General features: G+C 68.8%; 19 protein-coding genes. 10 read left to right on the top strand and 9 right to left on the bottom strand.

Features of this window, described 5'->3' with window-relative positions; genetic code table 11:
- Window positions 1-7: 7 nt before the first annotated feature.
- A complete protein-coding gene (locus BR07_RS0113000) occupies window positions 8-499 on the bottom strand; it encodes a hypothetical protein (RefSeq protein WP_027505816.1) in 492 nt (163 codons plus the stop codon).
- Window positions 500-786: 287 nt separating this feature from the next.
- On the opposite strand from BR07_RS0113000, the gene ctaE reads away from it, so the two are divergent.
- The 4 genes from ctaE to qcrB all read left to right on the top strand — a co-directional run bounded on the left by ctaE (window position 787) and on the right by qcrB (window position 5,326).
- Window positions 787-1,401 carry an aa3-type cytochrome oxidase subunit III gene (gene ctaE / locus BR07_RS0112995; protein WP_027505815.1) on the top strand — a complete coding sequence of 205 codons (615 nt, stop codon included), beginning with the start codon at window positions 787-789 and terminating at the stop codon, window positions 1,399-1,401.
- A gap of 78 nt (window positions 1,402-1,479) precedes the next feature.
- Window positions 1,480-2,361, top strand: coding sequence for a cytochrome bc1 complex diheme cytochrome c subunit (gene qcrC / locus BR07_RS0112990; RefSeq protein WP_027505814.1), 882 nt, complete (start codon window positions 1,480-1,482; stop codon window positions 2,359-2,361).
- The gene (gene qcrA / locus BR07_RS24465) at window positions 2,358-3,593 is read left to right on the top strand and encodes a cytochrome bc1 complex Rieske iron-sulfur subunit (RefSeq protein ID WP_081821261.1); all 1,236 of its coding nucleotides are present in this window, start codon (window positions 2,358-2,360) and stop codon (window positions 3,591-3,593) included. Before qcrC ends, qcrA begins: the two co-directional genes overlap by 4 nt.
- Entirely contained in the window at window positions 3,590-5,326 is a 1,737-nt protein-coding gene (gene qcrB / locus BR07_RS24460) for a cytochrome bc1 complex cytochrome b subunit (RefSeq protein ID WP_037185718.1), read from the top strand. The genes qcrA and qcrB overlap by 4 nt, the downstream gene beginning before the upstream one ends.
- Before the next feature lie 113 nt (window positions 5,327-5,439).
- On the opposite strand, the gene BR07_RS24455 is transcribed toward qcrB, so the two are convergent.
- The 3 genes from BR07_RS24455 to ctaC form a co-directional block, all read right to left on the bottom strand.
- Window positions 5,440-6,522 carry an alpha/beta fold hydrolase gene (locus BR07_RS24455; protein WP_081821260.1) on the bottom strand — a complete coding sequence of 361 codons (1,083 nt, stop codon included), beginning with the start codon at window positions 6,520-6,522 and terminating at the stop codon, window positions 5,440-5,442.
- A 214-nt stretch (window positions 6,523-6,736) separates the two neighbouring features.
- The gene (locus BR07_RS0112970) at window positions 6,737-7,153 is read right to left on the bottom strand and encodes a cytochrome c oxidase subunit 4 (protein WP_027505813.1); all 417 of its coding nucleotides are present in this window, start codon (window positions 7,151-7,153) and stop codon (window positions 6,737-6,739) included.
- A 6-nt stretch (window positions 7,154-7,159) separates the two neighbouring features.
- Window positions 7,160-8,206: an aa3-type cytochrome oxidase subunit II gene (ctaC, locus tag BR07_RS0112965; RefSeq protein ID WP_371831725.1), complete on the bottom strand. Its 1,047-nt coding sequence runs from the start codon at window positions 8,204-8,206 to the stop codon at window positions 7,160-7,162.
- A gap of 295 nt (window positions 8,207-8,501) precedes the next feature.
- Here ctaC and asnB point away from each other — a divergent pair, with 295 nt between their 5' ends.
- Window positions 8,502-10,427 carry an asparagine synthase (glutamine-hydrolyzing) gene (asnB, locus tag BR07_RS0112960; RefSeq protein ID WP_027505811.1) on the top strand — a complete coding sequence of 642 codons (1,926 nt, stop codon included), beginning with the start codon at window positions 8,502-8,504 and terminating at the stop codon, window positions 10,425-10,427.
- Between the two features lie 14 nt (window positions 10,428-10,441).
- Here asnB and BR07_RS0112955 read toward each other — a convergent pair whose 3' ends face one another.
- From BR07_RS0112955 to BR07_RS0112945, 3 genes are all read right to left on the bottom strand, one after another.
- Window positions 10,442-11,416 (bottom strand): carbohydrate kinase family protein, encoded by a 975-nt coding sequence (locus tag BR07_RS0112955; RefSeq protein WP_027505810.1) that lies wholly within the window; start codon window positions 11,414-11,416, stop codon window positions 10,442-10,444.
- A 166-nt stretch (window positions 11,417-11,582) separates the two neighbouring features.
- Window positions 11,583-11,963, bottom strand: a complete 381-nt coding sequence (locus BR07_RS0112950) for a HesB/IscA family protein (protein ID WP_027505809.1) — start codon at window positions 11,961-11,963, stop codon at window positions 11,583-11,585.
- A gap of 97 nt (window positions 11,964-12,060) precedes the next feature.
- Window positions 12,061-13,110, bottom strand: a complete 1,050-nt coding sequence (locus BR07_RS0112945; protein WP_027505808.1) for a glycerate kinase family protein — start codon at window positions 13,108-13,110, stop codon at window positions 12,061-12,063.
- An 85-nt stretch (window positions 13,111-13,195) separates the two neighbouring features.
- Here BR07_RS0112945 and BR07_RS0112940 point away from each other — a divergent pair, with 85 nt between their 5' ends.
- The 4 genes from BR07_RS0112940 to cobS are packed head-to-tail and all read left to right on the top strand — an operon-like array spanning window position 13,196 to window position 16,243.
- Window positions 13,196-13,864: a DUF3043 domain-containing protein gene (locus BR07_RS0112940; protein WP_027505807.1), complete on the top strand. Its 669-nt coding sequence runs from the start codon at window positions 13,196-13,198 to the stop codon at window positions 13,862-13,864.
- A gap of 11 nt (window positions 13,865-13,875) precedes the next feature.
- The gene (locus tag BR07_RS0112935) at window positions 13,876-14,442 is read left to right on the top strand and encodes a bifunctional adenosylcobinamide kinase/adenosylcobinamide-phosphate guanylyltransferase (RefSeq protein ID WP_051613362.1); all 567 of its coding nucleotides are present in this window, start codon (window positions 13,876-13,878) and stop codon (window positions 14,440-14,442) included.
- Window positions 14,436-15,491: a nicotinate-nucleotide--dimethylbenzimidazole phosphoribosyltransferase gene (gene cobT, locus BR07_RS24450; protein WP_037185716.1), complete on the top strand. Its 1,056-nt coding sequence runs from the start codon at window positions 14,436-14,438 to the stop codon at window positions 15,489-15,491. The genes BR07_RS0112935 and cobT overlap by 7 nt, the downstream gene beginning before the upstream one ends.
- A 5-nt stretch (window positions 15,492-15,496) precedes the next feature.
- Window positions 15,497-16,243, top strand: coding sequence for an adenosylcobinamide-GDP ribazoletransferase (gene cobS, locus BR07_RS0112925; RefSeq protein ID WP_197027798.1), 747 nt, complete (start codon window positions 15,497-15,499; stop codon window positions 16,241-16,243).
- Between the two features lie 4 nt (window positions 16,244-16,247).
- Here cobS and BR07_RS0112920 read toward each other — a convergent pair whose 3' ends face one another.
- Together BR07_RS0112920 and gcvT are read right to left on the bottom strand one after the other, a co-directional pair.
- Window positions 16,248-17,351: a branched-chain amino acid aminotransferase gene (locus BR07_RS0112920; RefSeq protein WP_027505804.1), complete on the bottom strand. Its 1,104-nt coding sequence runs from the start codon at window positions 17,349-17,351 to the stop codon at window positions 16,248-16,250.
- Window positions 17,352-17,384: 33 nt separating this feature from the next.
- The gene (gcvT, locus tag BR07_RS0112915; RefSeq protein ID WP_027505803.1) at window positions 17,385-18,500 is read right to left on the bottom strand and encodes a glycine cleavage system aminomethyltransferase GcvT; all 1,116 of its coding nucleotides are present in this window, start codon (window positions 18,498-18,500) and stop codon (window positions 17,385-17,387) included.
- Window positions 18,501-18,605: 105 nt separating this feature from the next.
- On the opposite strand from gcvT, the gene BR07_RS0112910 reads away from it, so the two are divergent.
- Window positions 18,606-20,114 carry a leucyl aminopeptidase gene (locus BR07_RS0112910; RefSeq protein WP_027505802.1) on the top strand — a complete coding sequence of 503 codons (1,509 nt, stop codon included), beginning with the start codon at window positions 18,606-18,608 and terminating at the stop codon, window positions 20,112-20,114.
- Window positions 20,115-20,123: the final 9 nt, after the last annotated feature.

Genomic DNA, 20,123 nt, shown 5'->3' with positions numbered 1-20,123 from the left:
GGGAAGCCTAGTGCTCCGGCGATGCGTCCTCGGCAGCCGGTTGGAGGGCGTCCCAGCCCAGTACCACCCCGTCGCGCCGTTGGGCCAACCCCGCCATCCGTGACCGTTCCTGCGAGCAGTGCAGCGCGTCGAGCACCTGCACCCGCTGCAGCACCAGGACGGTCGCGTCGGAGACACCGCCGGGCAGATGCCCGGGAGTCTGCGCCATGGGACCTGCGGTCGCCTCGCTGTAACCGTCCTGCGCCGCCACCGACACCGCGTCGGCGATCTGATCGGCGGGGAGGAGCAGGTGGTGGCGCAACACCACGTCGTCGTCCGCCGACCAGAGGGGGTCCGTGTGCGCCGCGCGCTCGAGGGTCGTCGAGCACGCCTCCACGTCGTCGAAGCACGACGCGACCACGACGAGGTCGGTGCGAGTGGGGTCGAGGGGCTCCGGAGCCGCCCGGCCGAACAGCCGCTGCCACCACCGTGTCCGCCCACGACCAGAGCCCGAAGTCATGTCACGACAGTGCCAGATGCCGCTGGAACCGGTCCCGGAGTCGCTCGGGAGGAATCGAGTCTGAAGCTCGGGTCGAGACTCCGGCGTGCGGGATACATCACGGGCGCGGGGGTCGACGGAACCCGGTCCGACGTGCACAGACGAGTACTATTGAACAGAAAGTCCAGGAAGACGGGCCGACCGGACCACGAGGAGGCATTCTGTGTCACGCGCGCGCGAACGATGCTCGACTCGCCAATACCGCCCCGGCTATGCCATCCGTACTACGACGAGTCATACTTCTCGATGTGACGAGCGCAGTAGGTACTTCGGGATCCGCCATCACCCAGCGTGTCCACTCGCTGAACCGACCGAACATGGTCAGCGTGGGCACCATCGTGTGGCTGTCCAGCGAGTTGATGTTCTTTGCCGGCCTCTTCGCGATGTACTTCGTCGCGCGGGCTCAGGCCGCTCCCGGCCAGTGGCCGCCGGAGCCGACCGAGCTCAACCTGACGCTGGCCGTCCCCGTGACCGCGGTGCTCATCGCATCGTCCTTCACCTGCCAGCTGGGGGTGTTCGCCGCCGAGCGTGGCGACGTGTTCGGACTGCGCCGCTGGTACACGATCACTCTGGCCATGGGCGCGTTCTTCGTCGCCGGCCAGGGCTACGAGTACTACCACCTCGTTCACGAGGGCACCTCGATCTCGAGCAGCGTCTACGGCTCCGTCTTCTACATCACCACCGGCTTCCACGGCCTGCACGTGATCGGCGGTCTGATCGCCTTCGTCTTCCTGATCGCCCGCACCCTGGTCAGCAAGTTCACGCCGGCTCAGGCCACCGCCGCCATCGTCGTGTCGTACTACTGGCACTTCGTCGACATCGTCTGGATCGCGCTGTTCGCGACGATCTACTTCATCCGCTGACCGAGCAGGCGTCGAATACCCGATGACAGCCTCATCGGTCGCATCCGACAAGCCGTCCCGACACGACAAGGGATACAGATGAGTTCCTCTCCCCCCGCCACTCCCGACGACGACGGCACTGTCGTGTCCGCCGGTACGCCGGACGCCTCGGCGACCAAGGCGCGTCGCAAGCGTCGTACCCGTCGCCGGGTCAGTGGCGCCATGGCGCTGTTCATGGGTCTCGTCGGCGCGGGCTTCCTCGCCGCCGCCCTCACCCCCGACGCCCAGGTCGCCACCGCGCAGGAAGACAGCGCGGCCATGGTGCGCGAAGGCCAGCAGATCTACGACACGTCCTGCGTGACGTGCCACGGCGCCAACCTCCAGGGTGTCCAGGACCGCGGACCGTCCCTCATCGGCGTCGGCGAAGCAGCCGTCTACTTCCAGGTCTCTTCCGGTCGCATGCCGATGGCGCGCAACGAGGCCCAGGCCGAGCGGAAGCCCCCGAAGTACAACCAGTCGCAGGTCGACGCTCTCGGCGCCTACATCCAGGCCAACGGCGGCGGACCCACGGTGGTGCGCACCGACAACGGTGAGATCGCGCAGGAGTCGCTTCGCGGCGATGACATCGCTCGCGGCAGTGAACTCTTCCGCCTCAATTGCGCGTCCTGCCACAACTTCACCGGTCGCGGTGGCGCCCTGTCCTCGGGCAAGTTCGCGCCGATCCTCGACCCGGCCAACGAGCAGCAGATCTACCAGGCGATGGTCACCGGCCCGCAGAACATGCCCAAGTTCTCGGACCGCCAGCTCACGCCCGAAGAGAAGAAAGACATCATCGCGTACGTCAAGTCCTCCTCCGAGACGCAGCCTCCCGGTGGATACGGACTCGGCGGCTTCGGCCCCGGTACGGAAGCCATCGCCATCTGGGTGGTCGGCATCGGAGCGGTCGTCGCAGCAGCACTGTGGATCGGAGTGAGGTCATGAGCGACGACAACCGCAAGGACGACGGCGTGCCCGGCGATCCGAACAAGTTCCCCGAGGGCTTCGACCCGGACCGCAAGTACACGGACGAGGAACTGGCCGCCATGAGCCGCGACGAGCTCGTCGCACTCGGCACCAACCTCGATCACGTGGACGTGGCGTTCCGTCGCGCACGCTGGCCCGTCCCCGGAACCAAGGCCGAGAAGCGCGCCGAGCGCAGCGTCAGCCTCTGGTTCTTCCTCGCGGGTGTGTCGGCCGTGGCCTTCATCGCCATCTACCTGTTCTGGCCGTGGCAGTACGCCGGCATGGGCGAGGACAGCTATGGGCTGTACAGCCTGTACACACCGCTGATCGGTCTCACCATGGGTCTCGCGATCATCGGTGTCGGCGTCGGCGCCGTGCAGTTCACCAAGAAGTTCATCCCCGAAGAGGTGTCCATCCAGGACCGCCACGACGGTGGATCGAGCGAGGTGGACAAGAAGACGGTCGTCGCCGAGCTCAGCGACTCCTTCGACACCTCCACGCTGGGTCGACGCAAGATGATCAAGCGCAGCCTCGTCTTCGGCGGCGGCGCGCTCGGCGTCATGTCGATCCTCCCGCTCGGCGGTCTGATCAAGAACCCGTGGGCCGAGGGCGACGAGTCCTCGCTCTGGGTCTCGGGTTGGACGCCGAACTACGAGGGCGAGACCGTCTACCTGCGTCGCTACACCGGACGCGTCGACGACATCGTTCTCGTCCGCCCGGAGGATCTCGACGCCGGCGCCATGGAGACCGTCTTCCCGTTCCGTGAGTCGGAGCGTGGAAACGAGGAGGAGCTCTCGCATGCACTGAAGGGCATCCGCAACGCGGTCATGCTCATCCGTCTGCGTACCGAGGACGCCGACCGCACCATCAAGCGGAAGGGCCAGGAGAGCTTCAACTACGGCGACTACTTCGCCTACTCGAAGATCTGCACCCACCTCGGGTGCCCCACATCGTTGTACGAGCAGCAGACCAACCGGATCCTGTGCCCGTGCCACCAGTCGCAATTCGACGCGTTGGAGTACGCCAAGCCGATCTTCGGACCGGCCGCCCGCGCTCTTCCGCAGCTGCCCATCACGGTCAACGACGAGGGCTACCTCGTCGCCGCGGGCGATTTCATCGAGCCGCTCGGACCCGCCTATTGGGAACGTCCGGCCGGAGTACACGAGCAGGAGAGCGCTTCTGCTGCGTCGTCATCGGAAGGTTCACGATGAGTCCATCCATCGCCACGCTCGCTGCGAAGCAAGCCGAGGACGTCGACTCCCGCTATCACCTCTCAGCGGGTATGCGTCGTCAGATCAACAAGGTCTTCCCCACCCACTGGTCGTTCCTGCTGGGCGAGATCGCGCTGTACAGCTTCGTCATCCTGCTGCTGTCCGGTACGTACTTGACCCTCTTCTACGACCCCTCCATGACGGAGACCACCTACCAGGGCGCCTACGCTCCCCTGCGCGGTGTCGAGATGACCAAGGCGTACGCCACCACGCTGGACCTGTCCTTCGAGGTGCGCGGCGGTCTGTTCATCCGCCAGATCCACCACTGGGCAGCTCTGCTGTTCGCCTGCTCGATCATCGTGCACATGATGCGCATCTTCTTCACCGGTGCGTTCCGTCGCCCGCGTGAGGCGAACTGGGTCATCGGCTCGCTGCTGCTCATCCTGGCGATGTTCGAGGGCTTCTTCGGCTACTCGCTCCCCGACGACCTTCTGTCCGGTACCGGCCTGCGCGCCGCCTTCTCGGGCATCACGATCTCCATCCCGGTCATCGGAACGTGGATGCACTGGCTGATCTTCAACGGTGACTTCCCCGGCACGCTGATCATCCCGCGCCTGTACGTCGCGCACGTGCTGCTCCTGCCCGCCATCATCCTGGCGCTCATCGCAGCTCACCTCGCGCTCGTCTGGTACCAGAAGCACACGCAGTTCCCCGGCCCCGGCCGCACCGAGACCAACGTGGTGGGTGTCCGCATCCTCCCGGTCTTCGCGGTCAAGTCCGGCGCCTTCTTCGCCATGACCTTCGGTGTCCTCGCGGTCATGGGTGGCGTACTGCAGATCAACCCGGTGTGGGCTCTGGGCCCGTACAACCCGTCGCAGGTCTCGGCCGGCTCGCAGCCCGACTTCTACATGATGTGGACGGACGGCCTGGCTCGACTGTGGCCCGCGTGGGAGCTCTACATCGGCAACTACATGATCCCGGCCGTCTTCTGGGTCGCAGTCATCATGGGTGCGGTGTTCGCGATCATGATCGCGTACCCCTGGATCGAGAAGCGCTTCACCAAGGACGACGCTCACCACAACCTGCTGCAGCGTCCCCGCGACGTTCCGGTGCGTACCGCGGTCGGCGCCATGGCGATCGCGTTCTACGTGGTCCTGACGCTCAGCTGCGTCAACGACATCATCGCGTACAAGTTCTCGATCTCCCTGAACGCGATGACCTGGATCGGCCGCATCGGCCTCGTGGTCCTGCCTCCGATCGTCTACCTGCTGACCTACCGCTTCTGCATCGGTCTCCAGCGCAGCGATCGCCAGGTGCTCGAGCACGGCATCGAGACGGGTGTCATCAAGCGTCTGCCCCACGGCGCCTACGTCGAGATCCACCAGCCCCTCGGCCCGGTCGACGATCACGGCCACCCGATCCCGCTCGAGTACCAGGGTGCTGCGATCCCGAAGAAGATGAACAAGCTCGGTTCCGCCGGCAAGCCCGGCTCGGGCAGCATCTTCACTCCGGACTCGGACGAGGAGCACCGGCTGCACGAGCGTCTGTCGCACGAGGGTGAGCACGATCAGCTCACCATGCTCCGCACCTACCAGGCGAAGATCCTGTCGCAGGGCAACGGGCACTCGAACGGCAACGGGCACTCGAACGGCAACGGCTCGTCCAACGGCCACTCGAACGGCAACGGCTCGTCCAACGGCAACGGTCACGGACCGGAGTCCAACGGGCACTGAGCGACCCGCTGAACGGTAGAAGAGGCGCCACCCACTCGGGTGGCGCCTCTTCTCGTCTGTCCCCTCCCCCACCGCTCGTTCCCGCACCCGTCGTCGCTCGGCGAGGCGGGGTGTCAGCGCAGTCCGAGATCCGCGCCGGCGGATCGGGATGCCACCCACCCCTCTTGTGCAGTGATCCGCGCCCACCGCGGATCACTGCACACGAACGCCCCGCTCCAGCAGATCCGGTGCACTGGACCGTGTGGAGCGCGGGCTACTGCACTGGATCCCACCGCCCCGCCGAGGCGAGGAACGGCAGCAGCGCGTCGACGAGGTGGTGCGGGGCCTCCTCGGCCATGTGGTGTCCCCCGCAGCAGCGCGTCGACGAGGTGGTGCGGGGCCTCCTCGGCCATGTGGTGTCCCGAATCGATGCCGTGCCCGACGACGCCCGGCGCCCACGCACGCCAGATGGTCAACGGATCGCCGTACAACTCCTCGAGGTCGTCCCGTGTGGACCACAGCACCTGCACCGGCACGGCCAACGTCCTCCCCTGCGCTCGGTCGGCGCGTTCGTGGTCGGCGTCTACGGTGAGTCCCGCTCGGTAGTCCTCGAGCATCGCGCGTACGACATCGGGATCGTGGATCACCGTCAGCCACTCACGGTGGTTCTCCACTCCCATGAGGGCCGGATCGCCGCGGTACCACGCAGAGGGATCGGCAGTGATGGCGCGCTCGGGGAGGTCGGGCTGGGCGTAGAAGAACCAGTGCCACCATCGGGTCGCGAATCGACTGTCCGCCCGGTCGAGGTGCTCGCTGATGGGGATGCAGTCGAGCAGGGACAGCGCGGCCACGAGGCCCGGGTGGTCCAGGGCCAGGCGCAGGGCCACGTAGCTTCCACGGTCGTGACCGACCACGGCGAAGCGTCGGTGCCCGAGTGCGGCCATCACCTGCACCATGTCCGAGGCCATCGCCCGCTTCGAGTGTGCGGAGTGGTCGGGTGTCGGCGCCGGGCCCTGGGAGCGTCCGTACCCGCGCAAGTCCGGGCAGACGACCGTATGTCCTGCGTCGACCAGCAGTGGGGCGACACGGTGCCACGTCGCCGACGTACGCGGGTGCCCGTGCAGCAACAGCACCGGGAGATCGCCCGCGCCGCAGTGCCGGGTGAGGATCGACGCGGCCTCGACCTCGATCATCGATTCGTCGAAGTTCTCGAACACGTCGTCATCATCGCGCGAGCGGCCGCCGGGGCACCAGTTCCCGCACCCTTCCTCGCGTCACGCATGCGTGTTGCTCGGCAAGGCGACGTGCGACGGCGCAGCGTGGGTGCGGGAACACCGGAGGTGCGAAAAGCCCACCAGGAGGGCGCAATCCCACCTCACCGACGCCGAACGCCCCCGACCACAGGCCGGGGGCGTTCGGGGTGGAGCTGTGTCAGTGCTTCTCGGGTCCCACGTGGTACTCGAAGACCAGTCCGGCTGCGGCGGCGATGATGGCGAGGGCGCCGACCGCGAGCATCCAGGGCTCGTAGAACGCGAACGCCAGGGCCATGAAGGCGGCGCATCCGGCGAGAATGATGGGCCAGAAGCTACCGGGGCTGAAGAAGCCCAGGTCGCCTGAACCGTCGGCGATCTCCGCGTCGTCGTAGTCCTCGGGACGGGTGTCCAGTCGACGAGCGACGAACCGGAAGTACGTTCCGACGATCAGCGTCAGGCCCGCCGAGAGGGCGATGGCGGTGAGGCCGGCCCACTCGATGCCGGTCCGCGAGAAGCCGGTGAACACGCCGTAGAGGATTCCGACGAGGATGAAGAACCCGGTCAGGATCTCGAAGAGTTTCGCTTCGATCTTCATGGGATGTCAGTTTCCTTCTGCCACGGTCGCAGCCTTGACGGTGCGGTCGGTGTTGAACGGCGAGGTGGAGGTCGCGCGAGGCTCTTCGCCGATGGACTCCAGCGCCTGAGCGTTGGTCTGGCCGTCGCGACGCGCCGCCATGTAGTTCTCGAAGGCCTCGGGGCTGACCGCGCGAACCTCAAAGTTCATCATCGCGTGGTACGTGCCGCACATCTCGGCGCAGCGCCCGACGAAGGCGCCCTCACGCTCGATCTCGCTGATCTGGAACACGTTGTCGGAATTGTTCTCGTCCGGGTTCGGCATGACGTCGCGCTTGAACAGGAACTCGGGAACCCAGAACGAGTGGATGACGTCGGAGGACGCGATCTCGAACTCGATGCGCTTGCCGGTGGGGAGCACGAGGATCGGGACCTCGGAGCTGGAGCCGACGGTCTCGACCTCGTTGTAGTGCAGGTACGACTGGTCGGACTTCTCGCGGCCGAACAGCGGGCCCGGCTCCTCACCCTCGGGGGTGCCGGCCTCCTCTGCTGCCTGCTCGCGCTCCTGGTCGGTGCCGTCGTACAGCGGCTGCCCGTCCTTGAGGTCGACGGTGCGGTAGCCGAACTTCCAGTTCCACTGGAACGCGGTGACGTCGACGACCACGTCGGGGTTGTCCTGCTTCTCCTGGACGTAGTTCTGCACGACGACCGTGAAGTAGAAGAGGACGGCGATGATGACGAACGGCACGGCCGTGTAGAACAGCTCGAGCGGGACGTTGTACGCGGTCTGGCGCGGGAACTCCGGCGAGTCCTTCTTCTTGCGGTGGAATGCCACCGTCCAGAAGGTCAGGCCCCACACGATGACGCCCATGATGAGCGCCGCGATGACGGACCACGTCCACAGCTCGCGCATCCGCTCGGCCTGCGGCGTGACGCCCGAAGGCCATCCGAATCGAAGTACGGAATTGTCGATGCCGCAGCCCGACAGCACCACGGCGGCCACTGCAAGAGAGGCCACCAATCCGACTCGTCGTGTCGTCCGACGACCGGATCCACCACCACGCTGCGCCACGATCACGCCTTCCTGATTGCCAGATGGAGAGTACGAGAACCGTCCGGACGAGCCACCGAAGTCGCTCACACGCACGAGGTACTCGTGTACTACGCAGCGTAGACCAAAGCGGGCTCGGTTCTCGTGTCGGGTCGGGTGCGAGTTGGGTGGCGACACCGGGCCCGGCCGGTCACTTCGGCGTTCCCGCCGCACTGCGGCATACTCGGACCGATGCGCGTCGGGCCGTCGAGGTCCCGGCGACGCCTGTGACCAGGCCCGCTACCGGGCCGACACCCGAACGAAACGAGGCGTACCGACCGTGTGTGGACTGCTGGGACTGCTGACGTCGAACGCATCCGCGGAAGATGTCGTCGATGCCGTCGGCCACGCGTCGCACTGCATGCGACACCGCGGGCCGGACGAGCCGGGAACGTGGCACGACGACGATCTGGCGCTGGGCTTCAACCGGCTCTCGATCATCGACATCGAGCACTCGCACCAGCCGCTCCGCTGGGGTCCCGCGGAGAGTCCGGAGCGCTACGCGCTGGTGTTCAACGGCGAGATCTACAACTATCTCGAACTGCGCGAGACGTTGGCACGCGAGCACGGCGCGACGTTCGCCACCGAGGGTGACGGCGAGGCCATTCTCGCCGCGTTCCACTTCTGGGGCGACGACGCCGTTCGACGCCTGCGGGGCATGTTCGCCTTCGCGCTGTGGGACACCGAGAAGCGGGAACTGTTCCTCGCGCGTGACCCGTTCGGCATCAAGCCGCTGTTCTACTCGACGGGCGCCGCGGGCACCGCGTTCGCGAGCGAGAAGAAGAGCATTCTCGAACTCCTCGAGTCGTTGGGCGTGTCCGACGAGCTCGACCCCCGCGCCCTGGAGCACTACACGGTGCTGCAGTACGTGCCGGAACCCGAGACGCTCCACGCGGGCATCCGTCGCCTGGAGTCCGGCTGCACCGCTCGCCTGACTCCCGGCTCCGAGCCGACCGTCACCCGCTACTTCCGGCCGACGTTCCCGGTGCGTCCCGTCCCGTCGGGCACCGAGGCGGCGCGCTACCGCGAGATCGCCGAGGCGCTCGAGGACTCCGTCGCCAAGCACATGCGTGCCGACGTCACCGTGGGCTCGTTCCTGTCCGGCGGCATCGACTCCACGGCGATCGCCGCGCTCGCCATGCGGCACAACCCGGATCTGGTCACCTTCACCACCGGTTTCGAGCGTGAGGGCTACTCCGAGGTGGACGTCGCGGCCGAGTCGGCCGCCGCGATCGGCGCCAAGCACGTCATCAAGGTCGTCGGGCCCGAGGAGTTCGCCGCGGCGATCCCCGAGATCGTCTGGTATCTCGACGATCCGGTGGCGGACCCGGCGCTGGTGCCGCTCTACTTCGTCGCCAAGGAAGCACGGAAGCACGTCAAGGTGGTGCTGTCGGGCGAGGGTGCGGACGAGTTGTTCGGCGGCTACACCATCTACCGGGAGCCGTTGTCGCTCGCACCGTTCGAGAAGCTGCCACCCTCCCTGCGACGCGCCGCCGGTCGACTGAGTGAGCGCATCCCGGAGGGCACCCGCGGCAAGAGTCTCCTGCACCGCGGGTCGATGAGCCTGGAGGAGCGCTACTACGGCAATGCGCGCAGCTTCAACGATGCGCAGTTGCGGTCGGTGTTGCGGGAGTTCCGGCCCGAGTGGACCCATCAGGACGTGACGGCGCCGATCTACGCGCAGTCCGCCGGCTGGGACCCGGTGGCGCGGATGCAGCATCTGGACCTGTTCACGTGGCTGCGCGGCGACATCCTGGTGAAGGCCGACAAGATCACGATGGCCAACTCGTTGGAGTTGCGCGTGCCGTTCCTCGACAACGAGGTGTTTCGGGTGGCGGAGCAGTTGCCGCTGGAGCAGAAGATCACGAAGTCGACGACGAAGTACGCGCTACGCAAAGCACTCGACGGCATCGTGCCCGATCATGTGCTCAACCGCGCGAAGCTGGGTTTCCCTGTGCCGCTTCGGCATTGGCTGCGGGGCACCGAGCTCTTCGACTGGGCGCACCAGCAGATCGCCGATTCCCAGACCGATCACCTGCTCGACAAGGCCGCGATCACCCGCATGCTGAACGACCACCGCGAGGGACGCAGCGATCATAGCCGCCGGTTGTGGACCGTGCTCATCTTCATGGTGTGGCACGGCATCTTCGTCGAGAAGCGCATCGTGCCGGCCATCGCCGAACCCACGTACCCGGTTCGGCTCTAGCCAACAGACGCGAACTACTGCGGGAGGATCGCGGCGATCTCGGCCGCGGCCTCGTCGCCGTACGCGTCGGTGAGGCGCTTGATCGCGTCGTCACGGACGAGCGTCCATTCCTGGGTGCCGGTGGTCTCGAGCACGAGCACCGCGATGAACGATCCGAGCTGGGCGGCGCGCTCGAGGCCCAGCCCGTTGGCGCGGCCGACGAGGAAGCCGGCGCGGAACGCGTCACCGACACCGGTGGGGTCGACCTTGCTGGTCTCCGGGACCACGGAGACGCGAATGTCCGTGCCGTCGGCGCCGACGATCTCGACGCCGTTCTTGCCGAGCGTGGTCACGCGCAGGCCGACGGTGTCGCGGATCTGGCGTTCGGTCAGCCCGGTCTTCTGACGGAGGAGGCCCCACTCGTACTCGTTGGTGAACAGGTACTCGGCACCCTGGATGAGCTCGGTGGCCTGCGTTCCGTCGAGGCGTGCGAGCTGCTGCGACGGATCCGCGGCGAAGGGGATGCCCAGTTCGCGGCACTCCGCCGTGTGGCGCATCATCGCGGCCGGGTCGTTGGCGCCGACCAGGACGAGTTCCAGGTCGCGACCCTCGGCCACGGTGTGGACGGAGATGTCGCCGGCCTCGGTCATCGCGCCGGGGTAGAACGAGGCGATCTGTGCCATGTCCTCGTCGGTGGTGCAGACGAAACGCGCGGTGTGAGCCGTCTCGGAGAGGGTGACGGCGGAGCAGTCGACGCCGTTGTCCTCGAGCCACGTCTGATACTCGGCGAAGTCGGGACCGACCGAGCCGACGAGCAGCGGTGCGCCGCCCAGAACACCCATGGCGTAGGCGATGTTGCCGCCCACCCCGCCCTTGCGGATGACGAGGTCGTCGACGAGGAAGCTCAGCGAGACGTGTGCCAGCTGATCGGCGAGGAACTGGTCGGCGAACCGACCGGGAAACCGCATCAGATGGTCGGTAGCAATGGAGCCGGACACCGCAATGGTCACGTCCGAGGGCCTTTCGCAGCAGGTGGAGGAGAACTGCTGTGAACCTTACCCGGGTGACGAGTGGGTGAACCCCATCAGACGGACGCCCCGGGACGACGCACCCCGGACACACGTCGTCCCCGGCACCCACGCAGGGTGCCGGGGACGGCGGGAGACTACTCGGGACTCAGTTGAAGGAGTCACCGCACGCGCACGAACCCGTGGCGTTGGGGTTGTCGATCGTGAAACCCTGCTTCTCGATGGTGTCGACGAAGTCGATCGATGCGCCCTCGACGTACGGCGCGCTCATCCGGTCCACGGCGAGCGTGACGCCGCCGAAGTCCTTGACCAGGTCGCCGTCGAGCGAGCGGTCGTCGAAGAACAGCTGGTAGCGCAGCCCTGCGCACCCGCCGGGCTGAACCGCGATGCGCAGCGCCAGGTCGTCGCGGCCTTCCTGATCGAGCAGTGCCTTGGCCTTGGACGAGGCCGCTTCGGTCATCAGGACGGCGTGCGTCTCGGTGTCGGTGGTGGTCACGTCACTGGTGGCGACGTCGTTCTGCACAGTCATGGGTTCTCCCTATCGTTCGTGCCCTCTCGGCGACAACGCCGGCGAACACAGTCAACGGTACTCCCGACCCCGCTATTCCACACGATCGCCGGGGCGGTCACGCCCACGAGCCGGTGCGGGCGACGTCCGCGGCGAGTCCGGTCAGCTGGGCACGCGCGTCCGACATGGCGAGGGCGACCGATCCGGCGAAATCGGTCACCGAGTGCGCCGACTCGATGCCCGCCGCGCGCATGTCGTCCTCGCCCAGACGCACCTGACCGGCGAGGACCACCGTGCGCACACCGTGCTCGCGAGCCGACCCCGCGAGAGCGGTCACCACCTTTCCGCGCAACGACTGCGAGTCGAACTTCCCCTCGCCCGTCAGCACCACGTCGACCGTCGGCATCACCTCGTGGCGACGGGTGCGCTCGGCCACCAGATCGGCCCCGGACGTGCGGGTCGCTCCCAGCGCGAGCAACGCGGCGCCCAGGCCGCCGGCCGCACCCGCCCCCGGCAGGTCCGCCACCGCGCGCTCGGCGACGCGATCGAGCTCGACGCACCAGTCGGCGTTCCGCTCCTCCAGCACACGCACGGTGTCCGCGTCCGCACCCTTCTGCGGTCCGAACACCGCGGCCGCACCGGCCGGACCCAGCAACGGATTGTCGACGTCCGTGGCCGCGACGAGGTCGACGTCCGCGAGAGCCGCGACCGCCGCGTCGGGTCCCCCGAGAGCCTCGATCATGCCCGCGCCGCCGTCGGTCGAGCTGCTGCCACCGAGACCGACCACCACGGTGGTCGCACCACGGGTCAGCGCCTCCGCGACGATCTGCCCCACTCCCCTGCTGGACGCCGCGACGGCCGAATCCGGATCCGGCGAACGACCGAGCAGTCCGAGACCGACGGTCTGCGCGACCTCCACGTAGGCGGTCGCGCCGTCGAGCAACCAGCGCGCGGTCACGACGTCGCCGAGGGGTCCGGACACGGTCGACTCGATCACCTCGCCGCCGTCGGCCGCGAGTGCGTCGACGAACCCGGGTCCGCCGTCGGACTGGGGCGCGAGGATCAGCTCGTCGTCGCGCGCGCTCGACCACCCCGCCGCGATGGCGTCGGCTGCTTCGGCCGCGGTCAGGGTGTCTCCGAAGGAATCGGGGGCGATGAGAACGCGCATCGGAACACTCTAACGAGGAGCGCCGGTCGTGAGAGCCCACGACTGCGGTGTTCGCGTGGTGGTGAACGTCGAATAACCTGTGGGGGTGAAGCTGCCCTTCGGTAAGTCGAGTGAGAAGTCCGACACCCAGACCCCCGTCGACCACGAGTCGACGAGCCTGGACGAGAGCACGGCGCAGACCCGCGGCAACGTCAGCCTCGGCAAGGGCCGTCCCACGCCCTCACGGCGTGAGGCCGAGGGCCGCCGCCGTGGCCCGGTCGCACCGGCACCGCTGACGGCCAAGGAGGCCCGGGCGCGACGCAAGGCGACGCGGGGCAGCAAGGACGAGCGCAAGGCCGCCTCGGCCGAGCGTCGCGCGAAGGCCGCCGACCAGCGTGCCCGCATGATGGCCGGCGAGGACAAGTTCCTCCTCCCCCGCGACAAGGGCCCCGTCCGCGCCTACGCGCGTGACCTGGTCGACTCGCGTCGCAACTTCGTCGGGCTCTTCATGCCGATGGCCCTGATCCTGCTCGTGGCACTGTTCCTGAGCCCCGAGGTGCAGTCGATCGTCACGCTCGCGCTGTTCATCATGATGATCTTCATGGGTATCGACGGCTATCTGCTCGGCCGCCGCGTCAACAACAAGGTGCGGGACCGTTTCCCCGAGACTCCGGACGGCGGCTTCAAGCTCGGCTGGTACTCGTTCGTCCGCGCGTCGCAGGTCCGCAAGATGCGTGCCCCCAAGCCTCGCGTCGGCCCCGGCGACGCGGTCTGAGCGCACCCGCGGTGACGCGCACGCTCGTCCTCGGAGGTGCCCGGTCCGGCAAGTCCGGCCATGCGGAGTCGTTGCTGGCCGGTCACGCCGAGGTCCGGTACGTGGCCACCGGGCGGCGGAACAGTGCGGACGCCGATTGGGACGCCCGCATCGACACGCATCGACGGACGCGGCCTAAGCACTGGTCCACGGTCGAGATCACCTCGTACGCGGCACTGTCCGAGGCCCTGCGGGACGACGTGCCCACACTGGTCGACGACCTGGGGACCTGGCTCACCGGCGCGCTGGACGATCTGCGCGCGTGGGACTCGCCGCGCGGCACGGTGGTGGCCGCGGTCGACGACCTGGTGACGGCCGTCGACCGGTTCGAGGGTCCGCTGGTGCTCGTCTCCCCCGAGGTGGGTCTGGGCGTGATCCCGGAGTCGCGGGCGGGCAGACTCTTCCGCGACGAGATCGGTGCCGCGAACGCCCGTCTCGCGCAGGTGTGTGACGCGGTGACGTTGGTGGTGGCCGGGTTGTCCGTCCCCCTCACCCGACCGAGTGACCGACCCACCGACCGATCGAGAGGCACGTGGTGACCGAGAGTTCCGCACTGTTCCGTCCGGTGGATCCACCCGACGCCGAGATCGCCCGTGAGGCGAGAGCCAGGCAGTCGTCGTTGACCAAGCCCGCGGACTCGCTCGGCCGTCTCGAGGACCTCGCCGTGTGGGTCGCGTCGTGCCAGGGCGTGAGCCCTCCGCATCGGTTCGCTCGGGCTCGCGCCGTGGTCTTCGCCGGCGATCACGGCATCGCCCGCGGTGGGGTCTCCGCGTACCCGCCCGAGGTGACGGCGCAGATGGTCGCGAACATCGCCGCCGGCGGCGCCGCGATCAACGCGTTGGCGACGGTGTCCGGTGCGACCGTGCGAGTGGTGGACATCGCGGTCGACGCGGACACCGACGACTCCGTGTCGTCGCACAAGGTGCGTCGCTCCAGTGGGTCGATCGACCGCGAGGACGCACTGTCGCAGGACGAGGTGATCGCCGCCCTGACAGCGGGCCGCGACATCGCCGACGAGGAGGTCGACGGCGGCGCCGACCTGTTGATCGCCGGCGACATGGGCATCGGCAACACCACCCCCGCCACCGTGCTGATCGCTGCCGTCACCAACACCGAACCGGTGGCGGCGGTCGGCCGCGGTACCGGCATCGACGACGCGGGGTGGATCCGCAAGACCGCCGCGATCCGTGACGCCCTGCGGCGTGCGCGTCCCGTCACCCGCGACCCGATCGCACTGCTGCGCACCGTCGGCGGCGCCGATCTCGCCGCGATGACCGGCTTCCTGGTGCAGGCCGCGGTGCGTCGCACACCGGTGCTGCTCGACGGCGTCGTCGTCACGGCGGCGGCACTGGTCGCGAACGATCTCTCGGTCGGCGCCTCGTCGTGGTGGCTGGCCGGCCATCGGTCGACGGAACCGGCACACGCCTTGGCGCTCGCACACCTGCGACTCGATCCCCTGCTCGACCTGTCGATGCGCCTCGGCGAGGGCTCGGGGGCGATGGTCGCGCTGCCGATCCTGTCCGGTGCCGTCGCGACACTCGCCGACATGGCGACGTTCTCCGATGCCGGAGTGAGCACGCGGCCCTGATGTTCCTGGACCCGGTGCGCCTGGCGTTCTCCTGGCTGACGGTGCTGCCGGTGCGTGGTCCGGACGCCGTCGATCGCGACGACGCACGCCGCGCGATCGGGATCGTCCCGCTCGTGGGCCTGGCGCTGGGCGGCGCGGCCGCACTGGTGGTGTGGTCGTGCGCCGCAGCCGACCTGCCGCCCCTGCTCGCGGGACTGATGGGCGTCGGCATCCTGGCGCTGTTGACCCGCGGAATGCATCTCGACGGGCTCGCGGACACCGCGGACGGACTCGGGTCCTACGGCCCGGCCGAGCGTGCGCTGGCGATCATGAAGTCCGGGTCCACCGGACCGTTCGGGGCCGCGACCCTCGTTCTGATTCTCGGCGTGCAGGCGGTGGCCATGGGCGAACTCGTCTCTCGGGGAGACGCTCTCGCGATCGTGGTCGCTGCCGTCGTGTCCCGGTGCGCCGTCGTGATCGTGTGCCGCCGCTCGGTGCCCGCCGCCACCGGCAGTGGCTTCGGCTCACTCGTCGCGGCGTCGCAGTCACCCGCCGTGGTCACCCTGTGGGTCCTCGTGGCACTCGCCGCCGGGCTGCTCGCCGTCCCCGGCGTCCCGCTGCAGGGAGTGGCAGCCGTCGCGGTGGCACTCGCTGCCGTCACTCTGCTCGCCCGGCACTGCGTTCGGCGATTCGGCGGTCTCGTCGGTGACGTGCTCGGGGCGAGCATCGAGCTGACCACCGCCGTGGTGCTCGTGCTCTGCCTCGTCGGCTGAGCGATCAGTCGCGCAGCGTGCTCATCCAGCCGTGGGTGTCGGCGAAGGTGCCGCGCTGGATTCCGGTGAGTGTGTCGCGCAGCGCCATGGTGACCTCGCCGGGCTCTCCGGTACCGATGCGGAAGTCGCCCTCGGCCGACTTCACACTGCCGACGGGGGTGATCACGGCTGCGGTGCCGCACGCGAAGACCTCGGTGATCTCGCCCGACTCCGCCTTCTTCTGCCACTCGTCCGTGGAGATCTTGCGCTCCTCCACGGCGAAGCCCGCGTCGGTGGCGAGCGCCAGCAGCGAGTCACGCGTGATGCCGGGCAGCAGCGAGCCGGACAGGGACGGCGTGACCAACCGCGCGTCGGGTCCGGAGCCGAAGACGAAGAACAGGTTCATCCCGCCCATCTCCTCGACGTAGCGGCGCTCGAGAGCGTCGAGCCACACGACCTGGTCGCAGCCCTGGTCCGCGGCCTGCGCCTGGGCCAGCAGGGAGGCTGCGTAGTTGCCCGCGAACTTCGCGGCTCCGGTGCCGCCCGGCGCGGCGCGCACGTACTCGGTGGAGAGCCACACGCTGACCGGCTTGACCCCGCGCGGGAAGTACGCGCCGGCGGGCGAGGCGATGAGGAGGTAGCGGTAGGAGGACGACGGGCGCACGCCCAGCCCCGCCTCGGTGGCGAACATGAACGGCCGCAGGTAGAGCGCGTCCTCGCCGCCGGCGACGGGCACCCACTCGTGGTCGACGGCGAGCAGCTGCTCGATGGACTCGCGGAACAGCTCCACCGGCAGGGCCGGCATCGCCAACCGCGCGGCCGAGCTCTGCAGGCGCTCCGCGTTCGCGCCGGGGCGGAACGACGCGAGACTGCCGTCGGGCTGGCGGTAGACCTTGAGACCTTCGAAGATGGCCTGGCCGTAGTGCAGAACCATGGCCGCGGGATCCATCGGGAACGGCGCGTAGGGCGTCACCACCGCGTCGTGCCACCCGGTGCCGGCGTCGTAGTCGATGGCCACCATGTGATCGGTGAAGTGCACGCCGAACCCGGGCGCCTGCAACACCGCTGCCCGCGCTTCCGCGGTGGCGGGCGACGGGTGCTCGTGACGCGTGAATTCCAGGCCAGTCATGCCGAACACTCTAAAGCAGCGTGGTGTGGCATCTCACCGCACGTGCGCCTCGACGAACGGCGGCCTGACCACCTCGCACGCGATCGCCCGACCACGCACGTCCACGTCGACCGCGTCACCGACGGCGACGCCCGCCGCGGTGTCGAGCAACGCGAGCGCGATGCCCACCTTGAGGGTCGGCGAGAAGGTGCCGGACGTGGTCGCACCGACCGGTTCTCCGGTGCCGACCGAATTCCCCGGGCGCAGGACGGTCAGATCCGGACGCAGCACACCGCGTCCGACGGCGCGGAGGCCGACGAGGGTGCGGGGTGCGCCCGCCTCCTTCTGCGCCACGAGGGCGTCGCGTCCGCGGAACTCGTCCTTCTTCCAGCCCACCGCCCAGCCGCAGCGCGCTTCCAGCGGACTGATGTCGACGGACAGCTCGTGCCCGTGCAGCGGGTAGCCCATCTCGGTGCGCAGCGTGTCGCGCGCTCCGAGACCGGCGGGCTCGCCGCCCACCTCGCGCACCGCGCCCAGCAGCGCCTCGAACAGCGACGCGGCCGTGTCCCACTGCGGCAGCAGCTCGTACCCGTGCTCCCCCGTGTAGCCGGTGCGACAGACCCGTACCGAGCCGGATCCGAACGCGACGTCCTCGAACGCCATGTAATCGAGGGAGGACGGCAGCCCGACGGCGGCGAGGACGTCGGCCGACCGCGGTCCCTGCACGGCGAGGACGCCGTACTCCCGGTGGGCCGAGCGGACCTCGATGCCGGCCGGGGCACCCTGCGCGAGCACCTCGACCACGGCGGCGGTGTTGGCCGCGTTGGGCACGAGGAACACCTCGTCGTCGGACACGAGGTAGGCGATGAGGTCGTCGACCACTCCGCCGTTCTCGGTGCAGCACAACGTGTACTGCGCCTGGCCGGGCCCGATGCGGTCGAGCGCGTTGGTCAGCACCGAGTCGACGTACGCCGCGGCGCCGGGACCGGAGACGACCGCCTTGCCCAGGTGACTCACGTCGAACAACCCCGCGGTGGTGCGCGTCGACGTGTGCTCGGAGACGGTGCCCGCGTACGACACCGGCATCGTCCACCCGCCGAAGGGGGCGAACGTGGCTCCGAGGGCGACGTGCGCCTCGTGGACCGGACCGTGCAACAACTCTTCGCTCATGGTGGGGAACGCTAACTCAGACGAGCCCGATGTCGGGGTCGGCATACGATCGACTGCGTCGCTCCACCCTCACCGACCGTCCCCGACCATCAGGAGCAGCAGCACGTGAGCAGTCAGTCGCAGCGCACACTCGGACCCGAACTGGTCCTCGCCGGAACCATCGACAAGGCCGTCGAGGTCGTCGTCGTCGGACTCGAGAAGACCGACGACGGTGTCCGCATCGTCGGCGAGGACTTCCTCGGGAACGCCGCCGCAGACGTCCTCGCCGCGGTCACGGCCCTCGGCGCCACCGGCCGGGCCGATCAGGTCACCCGCGTTCCCGCACCCTCGTCCCTGCCCGCCGCCAGCGTTCTCGCCGTCGGTCTGGGCACCGCCGCCGAGCGCACCGACGACGTGCTGCGTCGTGCGGCCGGATCGGCGGCGCGCGCGCTCACCGGCATCGGCCACGTCGCGACGACCCTGTCCGCCGTCGGCCTCGCCGCCGCCGCGGAGGGCCTCTACCTCGGCGCCTACCAGTTCAGCGAGTACAAGCAGAAGTCGGCGCCCAAGGACGACGCGACACCGATCACGCGGGTGGATCTGCTCGTCGGATCGCCGCGCGACAAGCAGGCTCGCGCCGAACTCGCGCGCTCCGAGGCCGTCGCCGAGGCGGTCGCCACCGCGCGTGACCTCGTCAACACGCCCCCGAGCCACCTCTTCCCGGCCGAGTTCGCCGAGCGCGGCCGTGCCCTCGGGACCGAGGCCGGCCTCACCGTGCAGGTGCTCGACGAGAAGGCACTCGAGCGCGGGGGCTACGGCGGCATCGTCGGCGTCGGCAAGGGCTCGTCCCGCCCGCCGCGTCTGGTCCGGCTGTCCTGGTCCGGCGGGAAGAAGAAGTCCCCCACCGTCGCTCTCGTCGGCAAGGGCATCACGTTCGACACCGGCGGCATCTCGATCAAGCCCGCGGCGGGCATGGAGAACATGACCTCGGACATGGCCGGCGCGGCCGCCGTCGTCGCGACGGTGGTGCTGGCGGCCAAGTTGAAACTGCCGATCGACGTCACCGCGACGGTGCCGATGGCCGAGAACATGCCGTCGTCCACGGCGCAGCGTCCCGGCGACGTGCTGACCCAGTACGGCGGCACCACGGTCGAGGTCATCAACACCGACGCCGAGGGCCGCCTCATTCTCGCCGACGCCATCGTGCGCGCCTGCGAGGACGAGCCGGACTACCTCATCGACACCGCGACCCTCACCGGAGCGCAGATGGTCGCCCTCGGCACACGCACCCCGGGTGTCATGGGCACCGAGGTGTTCCGCGACCGCGTCGCCGCCATATCGCAGCGCATCGGCGAGAACGCCTGGGCGATGCCGCTGCCGGCCGAACTGCGACCCGATCTCGACTCCCGCGTCGCCGACCTCGCCAACGTCACCAACCACCGGTGGGGCGGCATGCTCGCGGCCGGGCTCTACCTGAAGGAGTTCGTCGCCGAGGGCGTCCAGTGGGCGCACATCGACGTGGCCGGGCCGGCCTTCAACACCGGCGGGCCGCACGGCTACACGAGCAAGGGCGGCACCGGTGTCCCGGTGCGCACCATGATCTCGGTGCTCGAGGACATCGCCGAGCAGGGCTGACCCGCTCGC

This window comes from Rhodococcus sp. UNC23MFCrub1.1 (assembly GCF_000686025.1).
GTDB lineage: Bacteria > Actinomycetota > Actinomycetes > Mycobacteriales > Mycobacteriaceae > Rhodococcoides.
Note: the sequence above shows the minus strand (reverse complement) of the source record. Positions and strands in the feature narration are given on the sequence as shown.

Excerpts from the sequence above, each read along its gene's own strand:
- BR07_RS0113000 (WP_027505816.1), bottom strand. The coding sequence starts at position 499 with ATGACTTCGGGCTCTGGTCGTGGGCGGACACGGTGGTGGCAGCGGCTG.
- qcrC (WP_027505814.1), top strand. The coding sequence starts at position 1,480 with ATGAGTTCCTCTCCCCCCGCCACTCCCGACGACGACGGCACTGTCGTG.
- qcrA (WP_081821261.1), top strand. The coding sequence starts at position 2,358 with ATGAGCGACGACAACCGCAAGGACGACGGCGTGCCCGGCGATCCGAAC.
- qcrB (WP_037185718.1), top strand. The coding sequence starts at position 3,590 with ATGAGTCCATCCATCGCCACGCTCGCTGCGAAGCAAGCCGAGGACGTC.
- BR07_RS0112970 (WP_027505813.1), bottom strand. The coding sequence starts at position 7,153 with ATGAAGATCGAAGCGAAACTCTTCGAGATCCTGACCGGGTTCTTCATC.
- BR07_RS0112950 (WP_027505809.1), bottom strand. The coding sequence starts at position 11,963 with ATGACTGTGCAGAACGACGTCGCCACCAGTGACGTGACCACCACCGAC.
- BR07_RS0112945 (WP_027505808.1), bottom strand. The coding sequence starts at position 13,110 with ATGCGCGTTCTCATCGCCCCCGATTCCTTCGGAGACACCCTGACCGCG.
- BR07_RS0112920 (WP_027505804.1), bottom strand. The coding sequence starts at position 17,351 with ATGACTGGCCTGGAATTCACGCGTCACGAGCACCCGTCGCCCGCCACC.
- gcvT (WP_027505803.1), bottom strand. The coding sequence starts at position 18,500 with ATGAGCGAAGAGTTGTTGCACGGTCCGGTCCACGAGGCGCACGTCGCC.